At 49.9% G+C, this 17,980-nt stretch carries 14 protein-coding genes; 9 read left to right on the top strand and 5 right to left on the bottom strand.

The window, feature by feature from the left end; translation table 11 throughout:
* Window positions 1-266: 266 nt before the first annotated feature.
* The 4 genes from IPN95_27520 (at window position 267) to IPN95_27505 (ending at window position 5,170) form a co-directional block, all read left to right on the top strand.
* Window positions 267-668: a hypothetical protein gene (locus IPN95_27520; protein MBK9453098.1), complete on the top strand. Its 402-nt coding sequence runs from the start codon at window positions 267-269 to the stop codon at window positions 666-668.
* 3 nt (window positions 669-671) lie between these two features.
* Complete coding sequence (locus IPN95_27515) at window positions 672-3,314, top strand: DUF4132 domain-containing protein (GenBank protein MBK9453097.1); 2,643 nt, start codon at window positions 672-674, stop codon at window positions 3,312-3,314.
* Between the two features lie 668 nt (window positions 3,315-3,982).
* Window positions 3,983-4,750, top strand: a complete 768-nt coding sequence (locus IPN95_27510) for a CHRD domain-containing protein (GenBank protein MBK9453096.1) — start codon at window positions 3,983-3,985, stop codon at window positions 4,748-4,750.
* Window positions 4,751-4,885: 135 nt separating this feature from the next.
* Window positions 4,886-5,170 carry a hypothetical protein gene (locus IPN95_27505; GenBank protein MBK9453095.1) on the top strand — a complete coding sequence of 95 codons (285 nt, stop codon included), beginning with the start codon at window positions 4,886-4,888 and terminating at the stop codon, window positions 5,168-5,170.
* 13 nt (window positions 5,171-5,183) lie between these two features.
* On the opposite strand, the gene IPN95_27500 is transcribed toward IPN95_27505, so the two are convergent.
* The gene (locus IPN95_27500) at window positions 5,184-6,581 is read right to left on the bottom strand and encodes an alpha/beta hydrolase (protein ID MBK9453094.1); all 1,398 of its coding nucleotides are present in this window, start codon (window positions 6,579-6,581) and stop codon (window positions 5,184-5,186) included.
* Window positions 6,582-6,722: 141 nt separating this feature from the next.
* On the opposite strand from IPN95_27500, the gene IPN95_27495 reads away from it, so the two are divergent.
* On the top strand, window positions 6,723-7,259 hold the full coding sequence (locus tag IPN95_27495) for a hypothetical protein (protein ID MBK9453093.1): 537 nt from the start codon (window positions 6,723-6,725) through the stop codon (window positions 7,257-7,259).
* A gap of 2 nt (window positions 7,260-7,261) precedes the next feature.
* Here IPN95_27495 and IPN95_27490 read toward each other — a convergent pair whose 3' ends face one another.
* Together IPN95_27490 and IPN95_27485 are read right to left on the bottom strand one after the other, a co-directional pair.
* Window positions 7,262-8,182, bottom strand: coding sequence for a S1/P1 nuclease (locus tag IPN95_27490; protein ID MBK9453092.1), 921 nt, complete (start codon window positions 8,180-8,182; stop codon window positions 7,262-7,264).
* Window positions 8,183-8,232: 50 nt separating this feature from the next.
* Window positions 8,233-8,766, bottom strand: coding sequence for an MOSC domain-containing protein (locus tag IPN95_27485; GenBank protein MBK9453091.1), 534 nt, complete (start codon window positions 8,764-8,766; stop codon window positions 8,233-8,235).
* 401 nt (window positions 8,767-9,167) lie between these two features.
* Here IPN95_27485 and IPN95_27480 point away from each other — a divergent pair, with 401 nt between their 5' ends.
* Both IPN95_27480 and IPN95_27475 read left to right on the top strand, forming a co-directional pair.
* Entirely contained in the window at window positions 9,168-10,118 is a 951-nt protein-coding gene (locus IPN95_27480; protein ID MBK9453090.1) for a PCMD domain-containing protein, read from the top strand.
* A gap of 158 nt (window positions 10,119-10,276) precedes the next feature.
* Window positions 10,277-11,701, top strand: coding sequence for a T9SS type A sorting domain-containing protein (locus IPN95_27475; GenBank protein MBK9453089.1), 1,425 nt, complete (start codon window positions 10,277-10,279; stop codon window positions 11,699-11,701).
* A gap of 59 nt (window positions 11,702-11,760) precedes the next feature.
* On the opposite strand, the gene IPN95_27470 is transcribed toward IPN95_27475, so the two are convergent.
* Window positions 11,761-12,444 carry a hypothetical protein gene (locus IPN95_27470; GenBank protein MBK9453088.1) on the bottom strand — a complete coding sequence of 228 codons (684 nt, stop codon included), beginning with the start codon at window positions 12,442-12,444 and terminating at the stop codon, window positions 11,761-11,763.
* Between the two features lie 72 nt (window positions 12,445-12,516).
* Here IPN95_27470 and IPN95_27465 point away from each other — a divergent pair, with 72 nt between their 5' ends.
* Window positions 12,517-13,149 (top strand): DUF5011 domain-containing protein, encoded by a 633-nt coding sequence (locus tag IPN95_27465; GenBank protein ID MBK9453087.1) that lies wholly within the window; start codon window positions 12,517-12,519, stop codon window positions 13,147-13,149.
* Window positions 13,150-13,320: 171 nt separating this feature from the next.
* Here the strand turns inward: IPN95_27465 and smc are convergent, their stop codons facing one another.
* Window positions 13,321-16,869, bottom strand: coding sequence for a chromosome segregation protein SMC (smc, locus tag IPN95_27460; GenBank protein ID MBK9453086.1), 3,549 nt, complete (start codon window positions 16,867-16,869; stop codon window positions 13,321-13,323).
* Window positions 16,870-16,899: 30 nt separating this feature from the next.
* Between smc and IPN95_27455 the strand changes: the two genes are divergently transcribed.
* Window positions 16,900-17,538: a hypothetical protein gene (locus IPN95_27455; protein MBK9453085.1), complete on the top strand. Its 639-nt coding sequence runs from the start codon at window positions 16,900-16,902 to the stop codon at window positions 17,536-17,538.
* The last annotated feature ends 442 nt before the right edge of the window (window positions 17,539-17,980 follow it).

The raw sequence follows: 17,980 nt of genomic DNA, 5'->3' as shown, positions 1-17,980 counted from the left end.
ATTGCTTTTCTAATGCATTTTGAGCTAGGTCTATTGACCCGTTTGTCGTTTAGAGGGACCTCAACGCTTTAGCACTCAAGAAAATTTAGTACTCCAACAGCCTAACCTTCAAGGTAAAGCACCCATCGAAACCCTCGGTTGAAGGTTTCTTGGTTGTGGTGCCTCGCAAAAATAGGCATGAAAGGAAGTTTCAGCAGCATCTTTGCAAATTGGCTTTCCAACGATTAGCTTTGGTATGGAAGCTAATCCCCTTCCTCAAGATCATCATGGCAATATCAACGGAGATTAGAATCCACGATACAACGTTTGCAGGTAAAATTTTGCATGAAATTTCCCTCAGTTTCGCTTCCGAATGCGTTTTGGTCAGAGAAATTATTTCGGAACGGGTTAAATATGAGGTTGAAAACTACAACAAGAAACTACCCGAATACTTCAACGGGTTAATCGAGCCAACCGAAGCTGAGAAGACGATTAACGGGATGCGAATGAAAACCAAACAGCCCATAGATGCAGAGAAACAAGTTTATATTGCCCTTGACGCTTTCCAACGCAACGGTTACTTCATCCTGATCGACAATGTTCAGGCTGAAACGTTGGATCAGGAAGTGCTTCTAACCGGAGACATGATCGTGAGTTTCGTGAAATTGACACCACTTGTAGGAGGCTAAACGATGGGCATTTTCGATAAAATCAAAAAAGCACTGGGAATTGAATCGGCGAATTCATCCCCAAAACCAACTGAAGCCGCTAAAGGAAAAGGCGAAATACAGGAATCCCAAAAAATTGTCGACGAATTTGATGAGATACTCAATCAGGCGTTGGCCCAAGCAAAGGGAAGCAAAGCCTATATCTATGATGCAAAAGCTACGGAATGGGACGTTTATCAGAATTTGGTTAAGAATTGGGATGACAAAAAGCGAATTGCATTCATTGTGGACTGCTGCAAAAAGATTCATGCCTTCGCCATTCAGGAAAGAAAATACGTTTACGACCACCCGGAACAGCATCTCAAAGAATTGCGTCTAATCTTTATCAAACAACTCTTAAAGACCAAACTGATGATGGACGATGACGATGTGGTATTGCTTGTCAAAACGTTCAGGGAGAGCAAGTACCATCTCCATTCAGGCATCAATCATTGGCCCATCAACCAACTTGTAAACCAAGTGGCGTCACAGCGGAAGGGAAACCCAATCTCTGAATCCCTTCGCAACACCATGGAACAATTGATCACCGACATTAAAGCGGTGAATTCCTATTATGATGAGAAGGAACGCATCAAGCTGGCGGAAAAAATCGATGCGTTACTTTTCCCGGATTCGGAAGGAATACCATCGGTAAAACCTACCAAATTTTTAGGTGACGACGAGTTTGCAACTTTTGCAAACCAAAAAATTACTGAGTTGACTCCTGCGGAACGCAATCATTGGTATCCCATGATCACGCTTGCACAAACGGCCTCAGGTAGCAAACCCAGCACCAAATATTTGGAAGCATCCAAGACACTCTTCAAAGCGCTTGGGCCTGACAAATTTAAAATTACATTGATTGAATGGCTTCAATTCGTCATAAGATTTAAAGAAAAAATCACGCAACATACTCAAATTTATCAAGGTCGCGAATATCATTCCACGAGTTACGAATTCATCACTTCCGTTAATTTGGAAGCACTCAAAGGATTTGTCTGGATGTGTGCAAATTTTCATGATACACAAACTTTGCACACCGTTGCTCAGCTTGCAGAGCGTTGCTACCGGAAGATTCCGTCAAAAGGTCCAGCAGCGGCATCACTTGGCAATGCTTGTCTTTTTGTTTTATACAAGTCAAAAGGCCTAGAGGGGATCAGCCACCTTTCTCGGCTGAAATTGCGAATCAAGCAAGCATCTACGCAAGCATTGATCGAAAAATATCTCACCGATGCTGCAAAATCAGCAGGGATCTCAGTTGCTGAAATTGAGGATTTGGCGGTCGACGACTTTGGATTCAAAAACGGAAAACGACGCTGGGAATTTGATGGGTTTGTCTTTGAATTGGAGATTATTTCTCCGGGGAAGCTTAAACAACAATGGTACAAGCCCGATGGGACACTCCAAAAATCTGAACCTACAGCTGTAAAAACCAACCATCTTGCCAAGCTCAAAAAAATGAAATTGGTGGTCAAACAAGTTGAGCAGGCTTCGACAGCACAACGTGACCGCATCGACCGAATGCTACGCAGTGACCGCAAATTGAAATCATCTTATTTTCAGCAATATTATTTGCAACACGGGTTCATGTCATTTTTGACAAAAAAGCTCATTTGGAATTTTCACAATCGTGAAGAAATTGTCGCCGCAATATGGTTTGAAGATGGTTGGGTCAACGCGAAAGGGCAAACAATCCACATCGACGAAAATGCAGAAGTTTCCCTCTGGCATCCAGCACTATCTTCGGTGGCAGAAATCAAAATTTGGCGCGAGTTTCTCATCGAACATCAAATTCTCCAGCCTTTGAAGCAAGGATTTAGAGAAGTATATTTGCTCACCGAGGCTGAAATCAATACAAGAACGTACAGCAATCGGATGGCTGCTCATGTTCTCAAACAACATCAGTTCAATTCTTTGGCCAAAGGAAGAGGTTGGAAATATGCACTGTTGGGAGCGTATGATGATGGTCGAGAAGGCGAATTAGCCACATTGGCTCTTCCCGAATTTGGTCTTCGTGTCGAATATTGGGTCACCGGAGTGAATGCAGACGATGCATTCAACGACACAGGTATTTGGAACTACATTGCCACTGATCAGGTGCGGTTCGTCAGCACAACCACGGAACAACCAGTTGAATTGATTGCGGTACCTCCGATTCCATTTTCAGAGGCGATGCGCGATGTGGATCTATTTGTTGGCGTGGCAAGCGTAGGTAATGACCCCACTTGGCAGGATTCTGGAGGAATACCAGCTTACCGGGACTATTGGCAGACCTACAGCTTTGGGGATTTGAATGAAGTTGCCAAAATGCGGAAAGAAATTCTTGCAGGCCTCATTCCAAGACTCAAAGTCAAAAACGTTGCCCAAATTGTTGGGAACTTCCTTGTAGTCAAAGGAAAGCTTCGCACTTACAAAATTCACATTGGAAGTACCAATATCTTGATGGAACCGAATGATCAGTACCTTTGCATTGTTCCCGATCGATCAGCAAAAACTGGTACGGAGAATATTTTCCTTCCATTTGAGGGAGATAGTGGCCTATCCGTAGTGCTCTCTAAAGCATTTTTACTAGCAGAGGATGACAAAATCACAGATGGTTCCATTACCTCACAGATCAATCGAAAATAATATCTCCAGCAATCTGCGTCAGACGTCTGTCCCCTTCATTCTATTAGGGATGTTCAGCCATTAAAGTCTTCATTCTACTGTTCTGCCAGGCCCCCAAAGGGGCACTGTGCGCTTTTTCGATGATAGATTATGGGAATAGGGACCTTTACAAGTACCAGTTTCATTGGTGTTTGGTTGGCCCGAACAGCCTCAACAACAGGTGTGCCTCCATTGCTCAAGGCATTGTGAGGAGAAGCCTCGGCTGATTGCCCCACTCCTATTTTTTTTCGCTTGCCACGAGACGAAAAATCCGGCCCACACCCAACTCTAGATTCCGTGCAGTGCTTCGGAAATGAAGACCCTCAAGGCCAGTTACAAATCGAATACAAGGTGCCCGACTTACCTGAGAAGGTCCAGACAAGCACACTTCCTAACCTGCCGAGATCCCCATTCGTCCCCAAAATGCGGCCATGGTCACAAGTCCTTGTTGTTGGGATGCTCATCGCGATGGCCTTCCCTGAATGCATAAAAAATAAAGCTATATCTGGTCCTCATAACATTTTAACGTCATCCGATTTTAGATTTTGGAAAATCGATGCGATATTGCTGACATCCACAGTTTTTGCAATTGTTCATCAACACAAAATTTATGAAAAAGTCCATCGTGTATGCATTTGCAGCAACAAGGAATGCTCATGTCCTCCATGCTCCTGGGTTGCTCCCATAGCGCCTCCACAGATGCTCCGCTTACCGTGCCAAGTGGCGATTCCACCACGTACATCACCCAGTCCGGCGGCGCAAATGAGGCTGACCGTGGCAAGGAAATCGGATTTGTCTACGAGGCTTACCTCAGCCCACATCAGGAAGGAGGCGAAGAAAAAGACACGCCAAAATCAACCCCGGCCCAATTCAAATCCACAACGCCTTCGCGGCTGCGCGCAGACCGCAAAGACCGCGGGCATGGAAAGGTGAGCTTCACCAAGGATCTCAGCAAGGCGATCATCGAGGTCGAGGTCACCGATGTCAACATCAAGGACGTCAACATGTTTCATATCCATTGCGGACGGCCTAGCATGCTCGGACCCATCGCGATTGACTTTTCGATGACGACCGATATCCAGAAAAACTTCAATGACGACGGCGTTTTGGCGATCGAAGTGACCAACAAGGAGGTCGAAGCCGTCGTGGCAGCGGGAGAAGGCCTGATCGGTGCCATTACGATGGGTTGCCCGATCGCACCCGGACTCAAGGACAAGTTCACCACGATCGGCGGCATGCAGTACCTTGCCGAGCAAGGAGATCTATATTTCAATTTGCATACGACGGGCGAATCCTATTTCGGGGACATTCGTGGGCAATTGCATCGCATGACCGCCGAAACGGATCCGATTGAGTGGAAAGTGGCGCCGCAAGATGCGCCCAAACCTTCAGGAGAGGCCGGAATGCACCATCACTAAAACGATCGTTCGTGTAAGCGCCGCAGCGAATGTTGGATTTGCTGCGGCGCTTGCTTTTCCCCATGATGTGAATGTTGCAATTTTTTGCAATTCCCATGCATGAACGATTCCCGTTTGGGGCTGTAGGTTTGGATTATGAATACCTCTCCAACATTTGATACGCTGAAACTGAACTTGATTCAACACATTCTGAAGTCTGACAATTCGGCGATACTCGCGCAAATGTCGGACTTGATCCCCCAGGACATTGCCTCGCCGCAGGAACCGATGAAGGGCGAACTCCTGACGATGGCCTACCCGGAACGGATGAATCACCTTCGTGTAGATCCACCCTCCCGGCAGCAACCAAGATCATTTGAGGACTATGTCATCGATGGCCCTATGCCTCAATCTGGCAAATTCGGGCACGATTTCCCTTGAGCAGCATCTGCCGTCAATTCCCCTTTTCCAAGATCCATTTCCCTACGAAGGCCATCACCTCGGGTGAAAACGTCTCTTCCAAAAGCGCGTATTCACCAACACTACAAGTCGTACAATGCTGGAAAAGGTGGTTGAGGTCAGGGAAACTGCGAATCGTAAAGTCCTGATTTCCTCCGGATTTCAGCGCGGCCTCGATTGCATCCAAGTTCAATTTTGATGGCACTTGAATGTCCTTTTCGCCATTGACTGCAAGCACCGGACATTTTACCTTTTGCAAAACCGCCGCGGGATCGTGCTTGATGAAGTAACGAAACCAGACATTGTTGACCTGCGCAACCATGGATTTAATGGACGCTTCATTGAGGGTGCTATCCATTTTGGCCTCCTTCATGAGACGCTTTTCCAACTTTCCTTTGGCCTGTCGGATGGTTTTGGACTTAATGATGATCCGGTAAATATCTGAATTCACCTGCCTCGCCTTCATGATCCTCTCCTCCGAATTACCGTTGGCCCGCATCACAAGTTCCGTTTGCTCAGCCATCAGCACGTCGCCGCGCACACCGGTGCCTGCGAGCATCACGACAAATTTGACGGCATCAGATTGGCTTGCTGCGAGCGGGGCAATGACACCGCCTTCGCTATGGCCCATCAGTCCGATGTTGGAGATTTGCAAGTCCTTGCGAGATTGCAAGTAGGTGACACCCGCCAAGGCATCCGTCGCAAAGTCAGCCGAAGTCGCCGTTGCATGTTTGCCCGTGGATTTACCGACGCCTCGGTCGTCAAAGCGCAAAACTGCCACGCCATTGCGGCTCAGGTAGTCCGCAAGGATCCAAAACGGTTTGTGGAACAGGATTTCTTCGTCGCGGTTATTGGCGCCCGAACCCGTAATCAAGATCACGGCGGGATAGGGACCAGTCTGATCGGGGATGGTTAGCGTTCCGGCAAGCGTGACGTCCGTAGCGGAGGCATTGGGATAGGTGACTTCTTCTATTTTGTAGGGAAATGGAGCCTTCGGCTCCTGGGAACGGTTGATGACCCATTCGCCGCGTTCAAAATCCAGGGGCATGGCTTGACCGCTTTGCAGAAAGTTTCCCGTGATTTTGCCATCCGCCTGCATTTTTCCCTTGTATTCCGCCGTTTGCAATTTCCAGGTCAATTCAGCGTCGCGAAACACAAATTCGGTCAGCGGCAATCCTTTTGCGGCTTGGTCGAGGATATCCAACTTGGCCGAATAACCCGCATCGCTTTGGGAGACATGCAAACCCACGCGCAGCGAAATGGCCTCGGTTTTGAGCAACCCTTTCCAATCGCCGACAATCGTTTGCGCAGATGCCAGTTTTGGCAGGCCGATCATGCTAATCAAGGCAGTGATGCCGAACAAGATTCGGAGGGTCCATACAAGTTTCTTCATTCGCCAAAGATAGCGTTTAGCCAGGAAATTGTTCAAAATTGCTCTACTGGATTGGGCCATGCGTTGCCTGCAACTTTGGGAATCCCAACTATAGCGGCTATTTTCGAATGCAAGTCGGATGAATCACGACAGGCACCGAAAATGAAATCCTACGTCACTTACTTGTTGGTCGTCACGAATTTGCTCAGCATCGCTGCCATCGCTTATATCCTCGGAACGAAGCCGAAATCCCCTCCGCCGCCACAATGTCCACAATATGAGCGGTCGGAATTTACCATCTTGGCTTCGGGCTACCGAAAGCATGTAGGCACCAACAGCGACGAACTCGGCAATACTTGGCCCAAATTCAGCGATTCGCTCTTCCTTCGTCGTGGCGAACCGTTTGTTTTTCTCACGGGGCAGACTTATTGGCCCGTCGATGATTCGCTAGACATGCGACCTGAATTCTACAGCGGCATCGACTATGATTGGGGAACAGATTCGCTCAAATGGCCTGAGACGGTTGAACTCGACCATTCTGGCAACCATTGCGTGATTACCGTTCCGACGGACACCGTGGACATGCAAGGCAAAAAGATCAAGGCCTTGCGGTTGTATCCAAGGATTCGCACACCACATGCCGATACCCTCCAAGAATGGCGCGATACCGTAGAAGTCTTTATCGTCGATGAAAAATAAGCCTACTTCCCTGCTTTTGCATCGAATAAGGCATTGAGGATCATCGCCAAACGGTAGCCACCTGATGCAATTTGCCGCTCCACAATTTTGCGGGCAACTTCAAGATAAAGTGCGCTCGGCGTATCGTTGGGTTTCAGATAAATTTTACGGCTGCCATCTACACTTTGCACGCCCTTGTAGCCGAAGTTGACGGCATCGTTGTGACTTTCCAATGCCCAAAACTCGGGATCCAATTGGTCCAGACCCATGATGCTCTTGGCAGGATAGGCTTGGGTGACGGCCTTTGCGATGGCTTGAATGGTATCTTTCCAAACCTCTGGCCCAGCAGCACGGTCCACCTTGCCGAACCTGTCGAAATAGCCGCAGCCGTCGTCCCAAAGTTTGTGTAAATTGGTGTGGATGCTGTCTTTGAGGGGAAAAAGATTTCCGCCCATGTCGCCACCGGGCAAGGCATTGGTGTACATGCTCGTGCTGTGCAAGGGCTGATGCAAGTCTCCGACAAAATGGATCAAGAAGGCCAAGAACTGCCCCTTTTCGGCATCTGTCGATTTCGGATTGCCCAAAATCGAACGAGCCTGTCCAATCGCCCATATCACGTCGATTTCAGGCGTCGCGTTGCAAGCAATGGCTACGCCATTGTCGTTGAGGGGGATGTTGGTGTAGTGCCAATTGCTGTAAGCAGTAATGCCGTGTCCCTTGAGGTCATCGGGCCAAGTCGCTGCCTCCACGAAATTGTGGGTCTGCGGATAATTGACCGTCAATGTCGCGATCAACCCGTCGGCCCACTTTTTGGCTCCCGGCTTGAGTTCGTCGTAGGCAATTTGGGCAACTGCCATGTGCCCCACATCCCACCAAGCTTTGGCAGTGTGAAATACGAGTGTGAGTGGGAGGATGAGCGCGAGGAAGCGGAGGATTCTTTTCATTTTGAGGTGTTGGATTTCCGGTAACAAGGTCGGCAGAAATCTGGAGATAATCAGACCGGCGCCAACGCTTGATGCTCACCTTCGGGCAGGGTGACGAGAATCCTGTCTCCTTGCCGCACAACCCCGCCTTGTAGCACAATCGCCATGATGCCCGCCTTGCGGATCAAATTCCCGGCTTCATCCCGATCGAGGACGGCTTGCAACAGACCCGGCTGAATGGAGTCAAGTTGGTGGCAAGGATTTCTCAATCCCGTGACTTCGATCTTGGCCGCCTCGCCGAGTTGGAGAATCGTCCCTTTCGGAAGCCCAAGCAAGTCAATCCCGCGTGTGGTGATATTTTCGCCCATTTGACCGGGCAATACTGGCATTCCCTTGGCCGTGACTTCATCGTGCAATTCGCTGTGGATCAGATGCACCTGCCTCAAATTGGGTTGCGTAGGGTCCTTGGCGACACGACTACGGTGCTTCACCGTGGTTCCCATGTGCGCGTCACCTTCTACGCCGAGACCTGCAAGCAGCGTAATCTGCGGCTCGCTCGGCTTGATCAGCGTGTATTCGGGGCTGCGGTTGACGGAAGTGATCATCGCCGTCGGGAATTCTTGTGCTACCATGAATTGGGGATCATTGAACTTTAGAAGTAAATGTAACGGAATTTTTGCGACATGGGACGGAAGTTTGATTTGCAAAAGTACTGCCCACCCGAACGAAAGAATTGCGCCAATGCGCCGAAGGCGAGCAGCACCGAATGAAACGAAAGAAACCAGATTTTTCCCGCCTTTAAGGGAGTGAACGACGCATCCGATTCCATTTCATTGACGGGTTTGAACGGACGCCAACTGCTAGGTATTTGCAAAAAACCGCAGAAATGGTGTCCTTCGCAGCCGAGGGTTCCGAAAATCAACACGTCGCAGGCGGTGAAATCTGCCTCCTTCGAATGGTTTCCGGGATTCAATGTTGTTGCAATTGTTGACTTAAACTATTGAGTATGAAAAAATCACTACTTTCCTTCTTGTTTATCGGAATGACTTTCGGTCTTTTTGCACAGACCCAACTCCCCAACGTCGGCTTCGAAAACTGGACCAACGTCGGCAACAACGACGAAGAGCCGTTGGACTACAACTCCAACAAAACCGGTGGCGGTTTGGCATCCTTTGGTCCGCAGAGTTGCTTCCGGACGACATCGCCCAATTCCGGTACGTATTGCACGGAGTTGCGCACCAAAAATTATCTCGGCACCCCTGTCAACGGCATCGCGACGACCGGCAAAGTGCAGGCTCCCAATACCAATCCGCAGGACGGGTATATCGAAACTTTGCGTTCCGATGCAGATTTTAATTACCCCTTCACCGGCCGTCCTGACAGCCTCGTAGGTTATTACAAATACTTGGTAGCGGGAAGCGACCAAGGCAAGGTGCAGGTTTACCTGCACGGCGACTACGATGTGCGCAATCCCAAGGACAATGCTTCAATCCCTTATGTCTATGCAGAAGCCAAATTTTTGACCCCTCAAGCAAGCGTATCCAATTGGACGCGGTTTTCCGTGCCATTTGTCTACACGAGCAGCACGACCCCGGTGTACGCGCTTGTGGTCTGCACGGCAAGTTCCGAGGCAGCGACCGCAGTCGACGGCAGCAAGATGTGGATCGACGATATCCAGGTGGTCTACGCGCCAACCACAGGTGCTGAAACCGCTCAGAATGCCGCTGTTCACAGCTATTGGGCTGGCAATGATCTCATGATCGACCTGAGCCGCGCCGACTTCAGCGCAGATTGCCAAGTGCAATTGTTTGATCTGAATGGCAAAATGGAACTGGAAACAGTCGTTTCCGGAACTGCACTGCATCCGATCGGAACGAATTTGCCTGCAGGCGTGTACGTGTTGCGCGTAACGAGCGGGGACCGGAGTTATTCTGTGAAGATGGCGAAGGTGGATTGAGGAAGTTGAACTCAAGCGGGCAATTCGAGAATGAGAGGATCGTTTTCGGATTGCCCGTTTTTTATTGGTGGGGGTGATTGTTTCAGGTAGGAGCCGCTTTTGGCCTTTCCTAAGAAATTCATTATCATTGCAATGCATCAACTTATGTCTGTCGAGGGATGAAAAAAATAATAAGCCTGACCATGGCGATCCTCTTTGCCGCATTCAACGTGGCAAAACCGCAGTCCCCGCCTGCTTGGGGAATCGCGCCATTGCTCACCGCAACCGTCAATGGGAACACGCTCACGTATACCACCAACAATTACCTCACGCAAAATCCGGCGACCACCTCGTTTTCGAGTTACGGATGGAAACTGGAGTCTGAAGGCATCGGCGTTTATTCGACCAACACCGGCACCTGCTATGCAACCACCTATGATCCGGCTGCGCCTCCGAGTGGCAGCTTCAAGTCGATCAACCTGGCAAGTTCCTCCTCCTATATGAACCATGGCATTCGCAATGGAATCGCCTATTGCCACAATCAGTATGCATTTAATGCGGCGACCTATGATCCATTTAGACTTGTTTGGAAGGTTATTCCAGGGCAAAACAACCTGGGCATTGACCGCGTCGAGGATGGCATTATTGTTTACCGCAGCTATTTCAATGCGCTGGTATTTGGCATCTACGACCCTGCAATGGGTGCTTGGATGACCACAAGTCTTAACGAATACAGCTACACGGGTATTGAGATTGACAACAACATTGTAATGTTTGTTTCCGATGCGAATTCCGTGATTGGATTTGCCTATGATTTTGAAGACCATACGTGGCACGAAAAGTATCTTCAAGGAAATGGAATGGTTGCGGAATTGGAAGGTGGCGTGATTTCCTGCATGACTTCGGTGCATACAAAAGTGCTTGGGATGGTGTATGACTTTGACGCCCATGACTGGATTTCTTTTGAAAGTCCTACGGCAAATGGTCAGGTTTCCTACAAGGGCTCTAATCAAGGAACGATTTACTACCACAATAGCAGCGAAATTCATCAATACGGCTATGATTTTGTTACTCGCACTTGGGAGGAAGGACAATTTACCAAGGCGAAATGCAACCTGCTCGAATACCAACCGACTTCCAATCCGCAGTGTGTTTCTTTTGTCACGACCTATAATATCGGAGGGCAAGTGACAAGCATCACATGTACAGATGGATATGGGCTAAACCGTCCTTGGGGATACAAACCGTTTTTGACGCCCGGCTATTTTTCTTTGGGCGCAACGATCACCAACTCGTTTTCCGAGAGCCTTTGTGAGCAATATGTCTTCTACAACCATACCCTTGGTTCGAACGAAATCTCGCTGGACAAGGTGGATATTTATCCGAATCCAACCTCAACAGCTGTGGGCATTCATATTGCTGCGCCTAAAAACATCCGCCAAATCCAGTTGATCAATCTGCTTGGGGTGACGGTCGCGGAATTATCCCCCTCAGGTACAGAAGCACATCTTGATTTGCCTACCGGGATATCCGCCGGAAACTATGTTTTGGAGGTTGTGCTTGCCAAGGGTGAAACAGTGCGTAAAAAGATATTGGTGCAATAACAGCCAACATCCAATGCGTCACCTTAATTGATGCTTAAGTAGGTGTCGCCCAATCTTGCCTACAGTTTCACTCCCAAGCCAATGGCGACACCACCATAAAAATCGACTCCGTGGTATGATTTCAAAAGTTGTGTTCCATTGGGTTGCGTCGTGATCTCCCCCATGATGCCAGCTCTCGAAAAGGTGAATTGCGGTCCGCATTTGGCTAAGATCGAAAGGAACATCCATTTCCCCATCGGTCGATGAATACCCAATTCGCCAGAAATCCGAAAGTAAGGATTCAAAAGTTGATAGTCGTAGTAAATGGGCAAAATTTCATAGCCTTGGAAGGATTCCTGATAAGCACGATCCAAAAAGCACTTTTCACGTACGGCACCCAGACGCAGATTCGATCCGAGAAAAAAGCTGTTTCCTACAAAAAATCGATAGCGGAGGGCTAAAGCTGGGGTTTGTCTCCGCGTCCATTCGGCCTCGCCGCTCCAAGGTGTGCCATTCAACCAATCGATATCTGAAGTTTGGTCGACAATCAAGGTCTGCGGAAGGATTAATTCGGCACCCAATCCGTGCTTTGCTGAAAATTGCCGCAGGTAGCTCAAGGATATCTCACCGCTCATGAAGTCCTTAAGCGAGGTGCTGCCACCGAACTCGAAGCCAAAAAACTGGAATTGGGCTTTGCAGGGAGAATACCAACAAAGCTGCGCTAGCACAATGGTAATGAAGGCGATGGAATTGCGGGTGCTCATGCCCAAAGGTAAAAAATTCTTGCAAATTCGGCGAATGATCCGTTAACTTTAGCCATGCCTTTGTCCAAATCCATGCCTACACTTTTGAATATCCTCATCCTTGGCATCGTCGTGCTGATGCAAGGTTGTGCCGACAGAGGAAATCCACCCGTGTTGCGACTGATTGGCAACGACACTGTTTCTACCTTTCATGGATCCGCCTACGATGACCGTGGGGTAATCGCATTTGACCGTGAAGACCTTGACATCACCGACAAGGTGGTGGTTTCGCAACCGATCAATGTCAATGTTCCGGGATTCCAACAACAAGTTTACAGTGTCACGGACCGACATGGCAACACCACTGATATCGGTCGCACCGTCCAAATCACAGCCTCGTCCGTTTCTCTTGACGGTAACTTTACTGCAAAGTCAAATGGTTTTAATTGCGCGACCAACGGTAGCACCGTGCGCCTTTCTCCGTATCTCGGCAGAGCGGATCAGGTTCTCATTTCCCCGGTTTTTGGAACGGGAAATTCGACATTGGTGATGCAAATCGAGGAAAACAATGGCCTCTCTTATGTGAGTGGCACCGACATTCCCTGCAACTTAACGATCTATCAGGCAAATGGATACATTTCCGCGAATGCAGATTCGATGGTCGTTTTGATTTATGGGAATAGTCAACCGATTGGCTACAGCACGTTGGTTTATTTGCGGCAATAATTTGTCGGTACTGAACGCTGGGGACTTGCTGTGCAGCCAGAGGCTGGATTGCAGGATCAGCGTTTCGGCCGGAGGCCGACGCTTCTAAAAACGGCCGACGCTTCCATCAACTGCCGACGCTTTCATCAACCGCCGACGTTTTCATCAACCGCCGACGCCTCTCAAAGTACCTTACTCCGTCAAATTCAGGGCTACCAAGTCCACTGGGAGCACCTTGCTGATGCCGGTGGCTTCCATGGTCACGCCGTACATGACGTTGGTGGCGGCCATGGTGCGCTTGTTGTGGGTCACGATGATGAACTGCGAATCCTTGCTGAATTCGCGGATGATGTTGTTGAATTTGTCGATGTTGGCGTCGTCCAACGGGGCGTCGACCTCGTCGAAGATGCAGAAAGGCGCGGGCTTGAGCAGGTAAATCGCAAACAAGAGCGCCACGGCCGTCAGCGTCTTTTCCCCGCCGGAAAGTTGGTTGATCGACAGCGGACGTTTGCCCTTGGGCTTGGCCATGATATCGATCGGACTCTCCAACACATCCTCCGGATTGCTCAGCTCCAAGTCGCAGGTGTCGCCTGCATAAAAAAGATGCTGAAAGACCTCCTTGAAGTGTTTGCGGATCTGCACGAAGGCCTCCGTAAACTTCTCGGTCGCGGTCGTGTCAATCTCCGAAATCGTATCGAGCAGCGTCTTGCGGGCCTCCATCAAGTCGGTTTTCTGCGTGTTGATGAAGTCAAAACGTTCCTTCATCTCGTCATACGCCTCCACCGCCATCGGATTGATTTCGCCGTAGGTTTGTAGCTTTTGCCTCAATTTGACCATTTCATGCTCGACGGCGTCAGGTGCATATTCGTCGATGCCGCCTTCAAACAGGTCTGATTCGTCGAGGTCGCTGATGTCCACGTCAAATTCGACCTTCATGCGCTCCTTCAGGCTGTTGAGCTGGATCTTGATGTCGGTGACGCGGTCCTTGATGGCATTCTTCTGCTCCTCACATTCCTCTTTTTCCTTGCGCCCGGCCCGAATCTGATCCTCGGTCGCATTGATGTTGCTGCGCATTTGCCCGGCAATCTGCTCGAGTTTGCCCGTATGGTCTTCCTTGGCCTTTTTCTGCTCGTACAAAGCGACCATCTCGTCGTCGTTTTGCAAGTTGTTTTGCACGAGCGAATGGATATTGTCCTTCGTCTCCTGCAAGTCACGGCGGTTTTTCTCCTCGCTTTCCACCAAGGCCTTGATCGTGGACTGCTTTTGTTGCTCGTCGCGTTCCAGCATGTCGAGCTGATTCTTTTGCTGAATGCAGAGAATGTTTTGCGTGTTGAATGCCTGACTTTTATCGCTGAGATCCGCCTGACAATTCTCAAACATGCGGCGGGCTTCCTCTAAAATCGCGGCTTTCACGGAAAAATCCTCACGCATCGCGGCAATCTGCGGACCGAGGCGCTCCGTTTGTTGCTCCAATTCGACGATTTGGCGCTCGATGATTTCGCTGCGCTCCCCGGCGCGGGTGATGAAGTCGCGGTATTCCTTTTCGCGGGCTTGCAAAACGCTCAAATCGCGGTGTTTGCGCTGATAGAGATTGTTTTGCGTCTCAAGATCGCGACCGTATTGATGTCCTTTGAACTGCTGATGCTTGACCTCCTGATCCACCAGGGCATTTTTCAATTCGGAGAGTTCCTTTTCAATCTGCTTGATTTCCTTGGCGAGCTTTTCCAGGTTTTTGGCGCGCCCCAGGCGTTTTCCCTGGAACAATCCGATGCTGCCGCCCCCGATTGCATACTTTTTGCGCTGCATCGAACCCGACTTGGTCAGGAAAAATGCCTGCTCCGGAAGCTCTGCGGGAATGTTGGATTCGTCATCCACCATATAAACATTGTCCAGCAAGTAGGCGGCAAGCGCTTGGTACTTTTCGGCGACTTCGACCAATTCGAGGGCAGGGGTTGCACCCGAAATCGCCTTCGCTTGGACCGCGGGATAGGTATTCAATTCCTCGAGAACGAAGAAGTTGGCCCGTCCCTTGGCGGTATTGGCCAGGAGTTGAATGGCCTGCATGGCGTCGGCGCGGGTGTCCACGACGTAGTAGCTCATGTAGGGATCGAGCAGGTTTTCCAAGGCGACCTTGTATGTGTCGCTCGTGAGGAAAATATCACCCAACAAGGGTGCTTCCTTGATCCAACTCGCTTCCTTTTTCAGGAATTTGACGCTGTCAGGGAAACCTTCGAGGTTCTCGACGAGGCTTTTGGTAAGGTTGTATTCGTTTTGACGCGAATCCAAGCCACGGTTGCTTTTGTAAATCGCGTCCTTGAGTTGATCGATCGCCTTGCTGCTCGCTTCCAAATCAGCATCGTTTTGCGTTTTGAGCGCACGCAGGTTGTTGACACTTGCCTCCAATTCGGCGACTTCCAGCGTCAACGTCTCCAATGTGCCTGCAAACGAATCCAATTCGTCGGTTTTGCTCGTGCGGTCGGCCTCGTTGCGTTCGATTTCCTTGGTGAGGCCATCGATTTGGATGAGCTTGATCTCGCGGTCCTTTTCGAGGCGGCTCAGGTTCAACTCCATGGTGCGGTGCACCTCTGCATAACCTTCGGTTTGGAGTTTCAATTCGTCGAATCGTCCTGAAACGTCTTCCTTGGCGGCTTTGAGAGTGGCGAGCAACTTGTTGCCGTCGTGGACGAGTTTCGCAACTTCGATGCGCTTGGAGGTCACGGATTCGAGTTCCTCCTTGATCCGCGCATAGTTTTTCCGGTCCTTCTCGAGTTGATCGCCGATCGCAAATTCCCGCTGTTGCAGGTATTTGAGGCGCTCGTTTTTGATGGATTTTTCCTTTTCTATTTCCTGAATGCGGGTGATATGCGCATTCAGGTCTTTTTGCGAGGCCGAAAGGCGGTTTTCATTGTCAATCTGCTCCTTGCGCAGTTCCTGCAACCTTGCTTCGTGCTTGGCAATCGTGGACTGCAATCCGCCAAGTTTGTCCCCAAAGGTCTGCTCCTCCTTCTCGATGGATTCGTAGCTGCCGCGCAATCCACGAATGGCAAAGTAGGCATGCCGCGAACTCACAAGCTTGTATTCGCCCTTGATTTCGAAGTATTTGCGGGCCTTTTTGGCTTGTGCTTCAAGGCTTTTGAGCTGCTTCTGGATTTCGAAGAGAATGTCCTCCACCCTTTCGAGGTCATCCTGCGTTTCTTCCAGTTTCTTGAGGGTCTGCTTCTTGCGAATCTTGTACTTGCTGATGCCGGCCGCTTCCTCAAACAGGATCCTCCGCGAATTTTCCTTGTCGTTGAGGATGTCATCGACCATTTTGAGTTCGATGATGGCGTAGCTGTCGGGGCCGATGCCGGTGTCGAGGAACAGGTCGTGGATGTCTTTGAGGCGGCAGGCGACGCCGTTGATCATGTATTCACTTTCGCCGGTGCGGTAGAGCTTGCGGCTGATGGCGACCGTGGTGAATTCGGTGGGGAGAATGTTTTTGGTATTCTCGAATGTGAGGACCACCTCGGCGAAATGGGCTTTTTTGCGTTTGCTCGTGCCGTTGAAGATGACATTCTCCATCTTTTCGGAGCGGAGCTTGCGGGTTTTCTGCTCGCCGAGCACCCAGCGCATGGAGTCCACGATATTGCTTTTGCCGCAACCGTTGGGGCCGACGATGCCTGTGATCCCCTTGTCAAAGAGGAACAGGGTCTTGTCGGCGAAGCTTTTGAAGCCGTGTATTTCCAGGCTCTTGAGTTGCATTTCTAGCGGCGCATTCCTACATTTACCCCTATGAAGTTCGAAGTTGCCATTGCCATTGCCATCGGTTGGTTCATTTTCAGAACCATCTCCAAAGCCATTCGCAAGAACAAGGCAAACGTTCAAACGGGGGCACAAAATAGCACAAATTCCCCGAATACAGCCCAAGAAATTATCGATCAGGCGGCGGCAGAACGGGTTGCCTTGGAGCAGGCCGACCGCACGAAGGAGGGCAACTCACTCGAGCGGGAGGTTGCAGCTCCACACGAACGTATTTTGGATCCGTTTATGGAGGCGACAACCTTGGAAGACAATACGACGAGCCATTACAACGAAGAATCCCTGCTGGACGAATACAACCGCACGCATGACCGAGGAAAAACGGTCGGCCACGACAAGCACAAGCTGTTTGACATGGACAAGGACCGGATCAAATCCTCTCACAATCAAGGGGGTGGCGGTCAGGCAAAAATGCATGGTGCAGGATCGTTCCGCATAACGCCCAAGGCAAAAAAGGCGCATCCGATTTCCAATTCCCTCAAATCAATGGGCGGCCGCAAGCAAGCCGTGATTTTGTCGGAGATCTTGGCGTCGGATCCTCCCTCCCGCGCCCCGCCCCCGCGCCCCCGCCAATTTGGTAAGCGTCCGGAGTTGTCCAGAAAACTCGGATAAGATTCCAAGGAAATTCTAATCGGATTCGCGAAAAACATTCACATTCATTTCATGCGCAACTCGCTTGTTTGCCTTACCTTTGCGAATATTTTCCAAAAACGCATGAAAATGAGGATTCTACTACTTCTTTGCTTTAGCTTTTTCAGCCTGACCCTTGCTCAGGCACAATGCAACAACCTGTTTTTCTCCGAATATCTCGAGGGCGCGAGCAACAACAAGGCCGTCGAAATCTACAATCCGTCGGCTGCGACGGTGAACCTGACCAACTATGTGATTTACCGCTACAACAATGGCTCTCTTACGCCTACCGACAGCTTGTTTCCGCAGGGAACGCTCGCCGCAGGCGCTGTTTGGGTCGCTGGCAACCCGAGCGCTGTTGTCGGTATCACCGGCGTCTCCGACACCTTGCACACGATCACATTCTTCAATGGCGACGATGCCA

Source organism: Bacteroidota bacterium (assembly GCA_016718825.1).
Taxonomy (GTDB): Bacteria; Bacteroidota; Bacteroidia; order J057; family JADKCL01; genus JADKCL01.
Note: the sequence above shows the minus strand (reverse complement) of the source record. Positions and strands in the feature narration are given on the sequence as shown.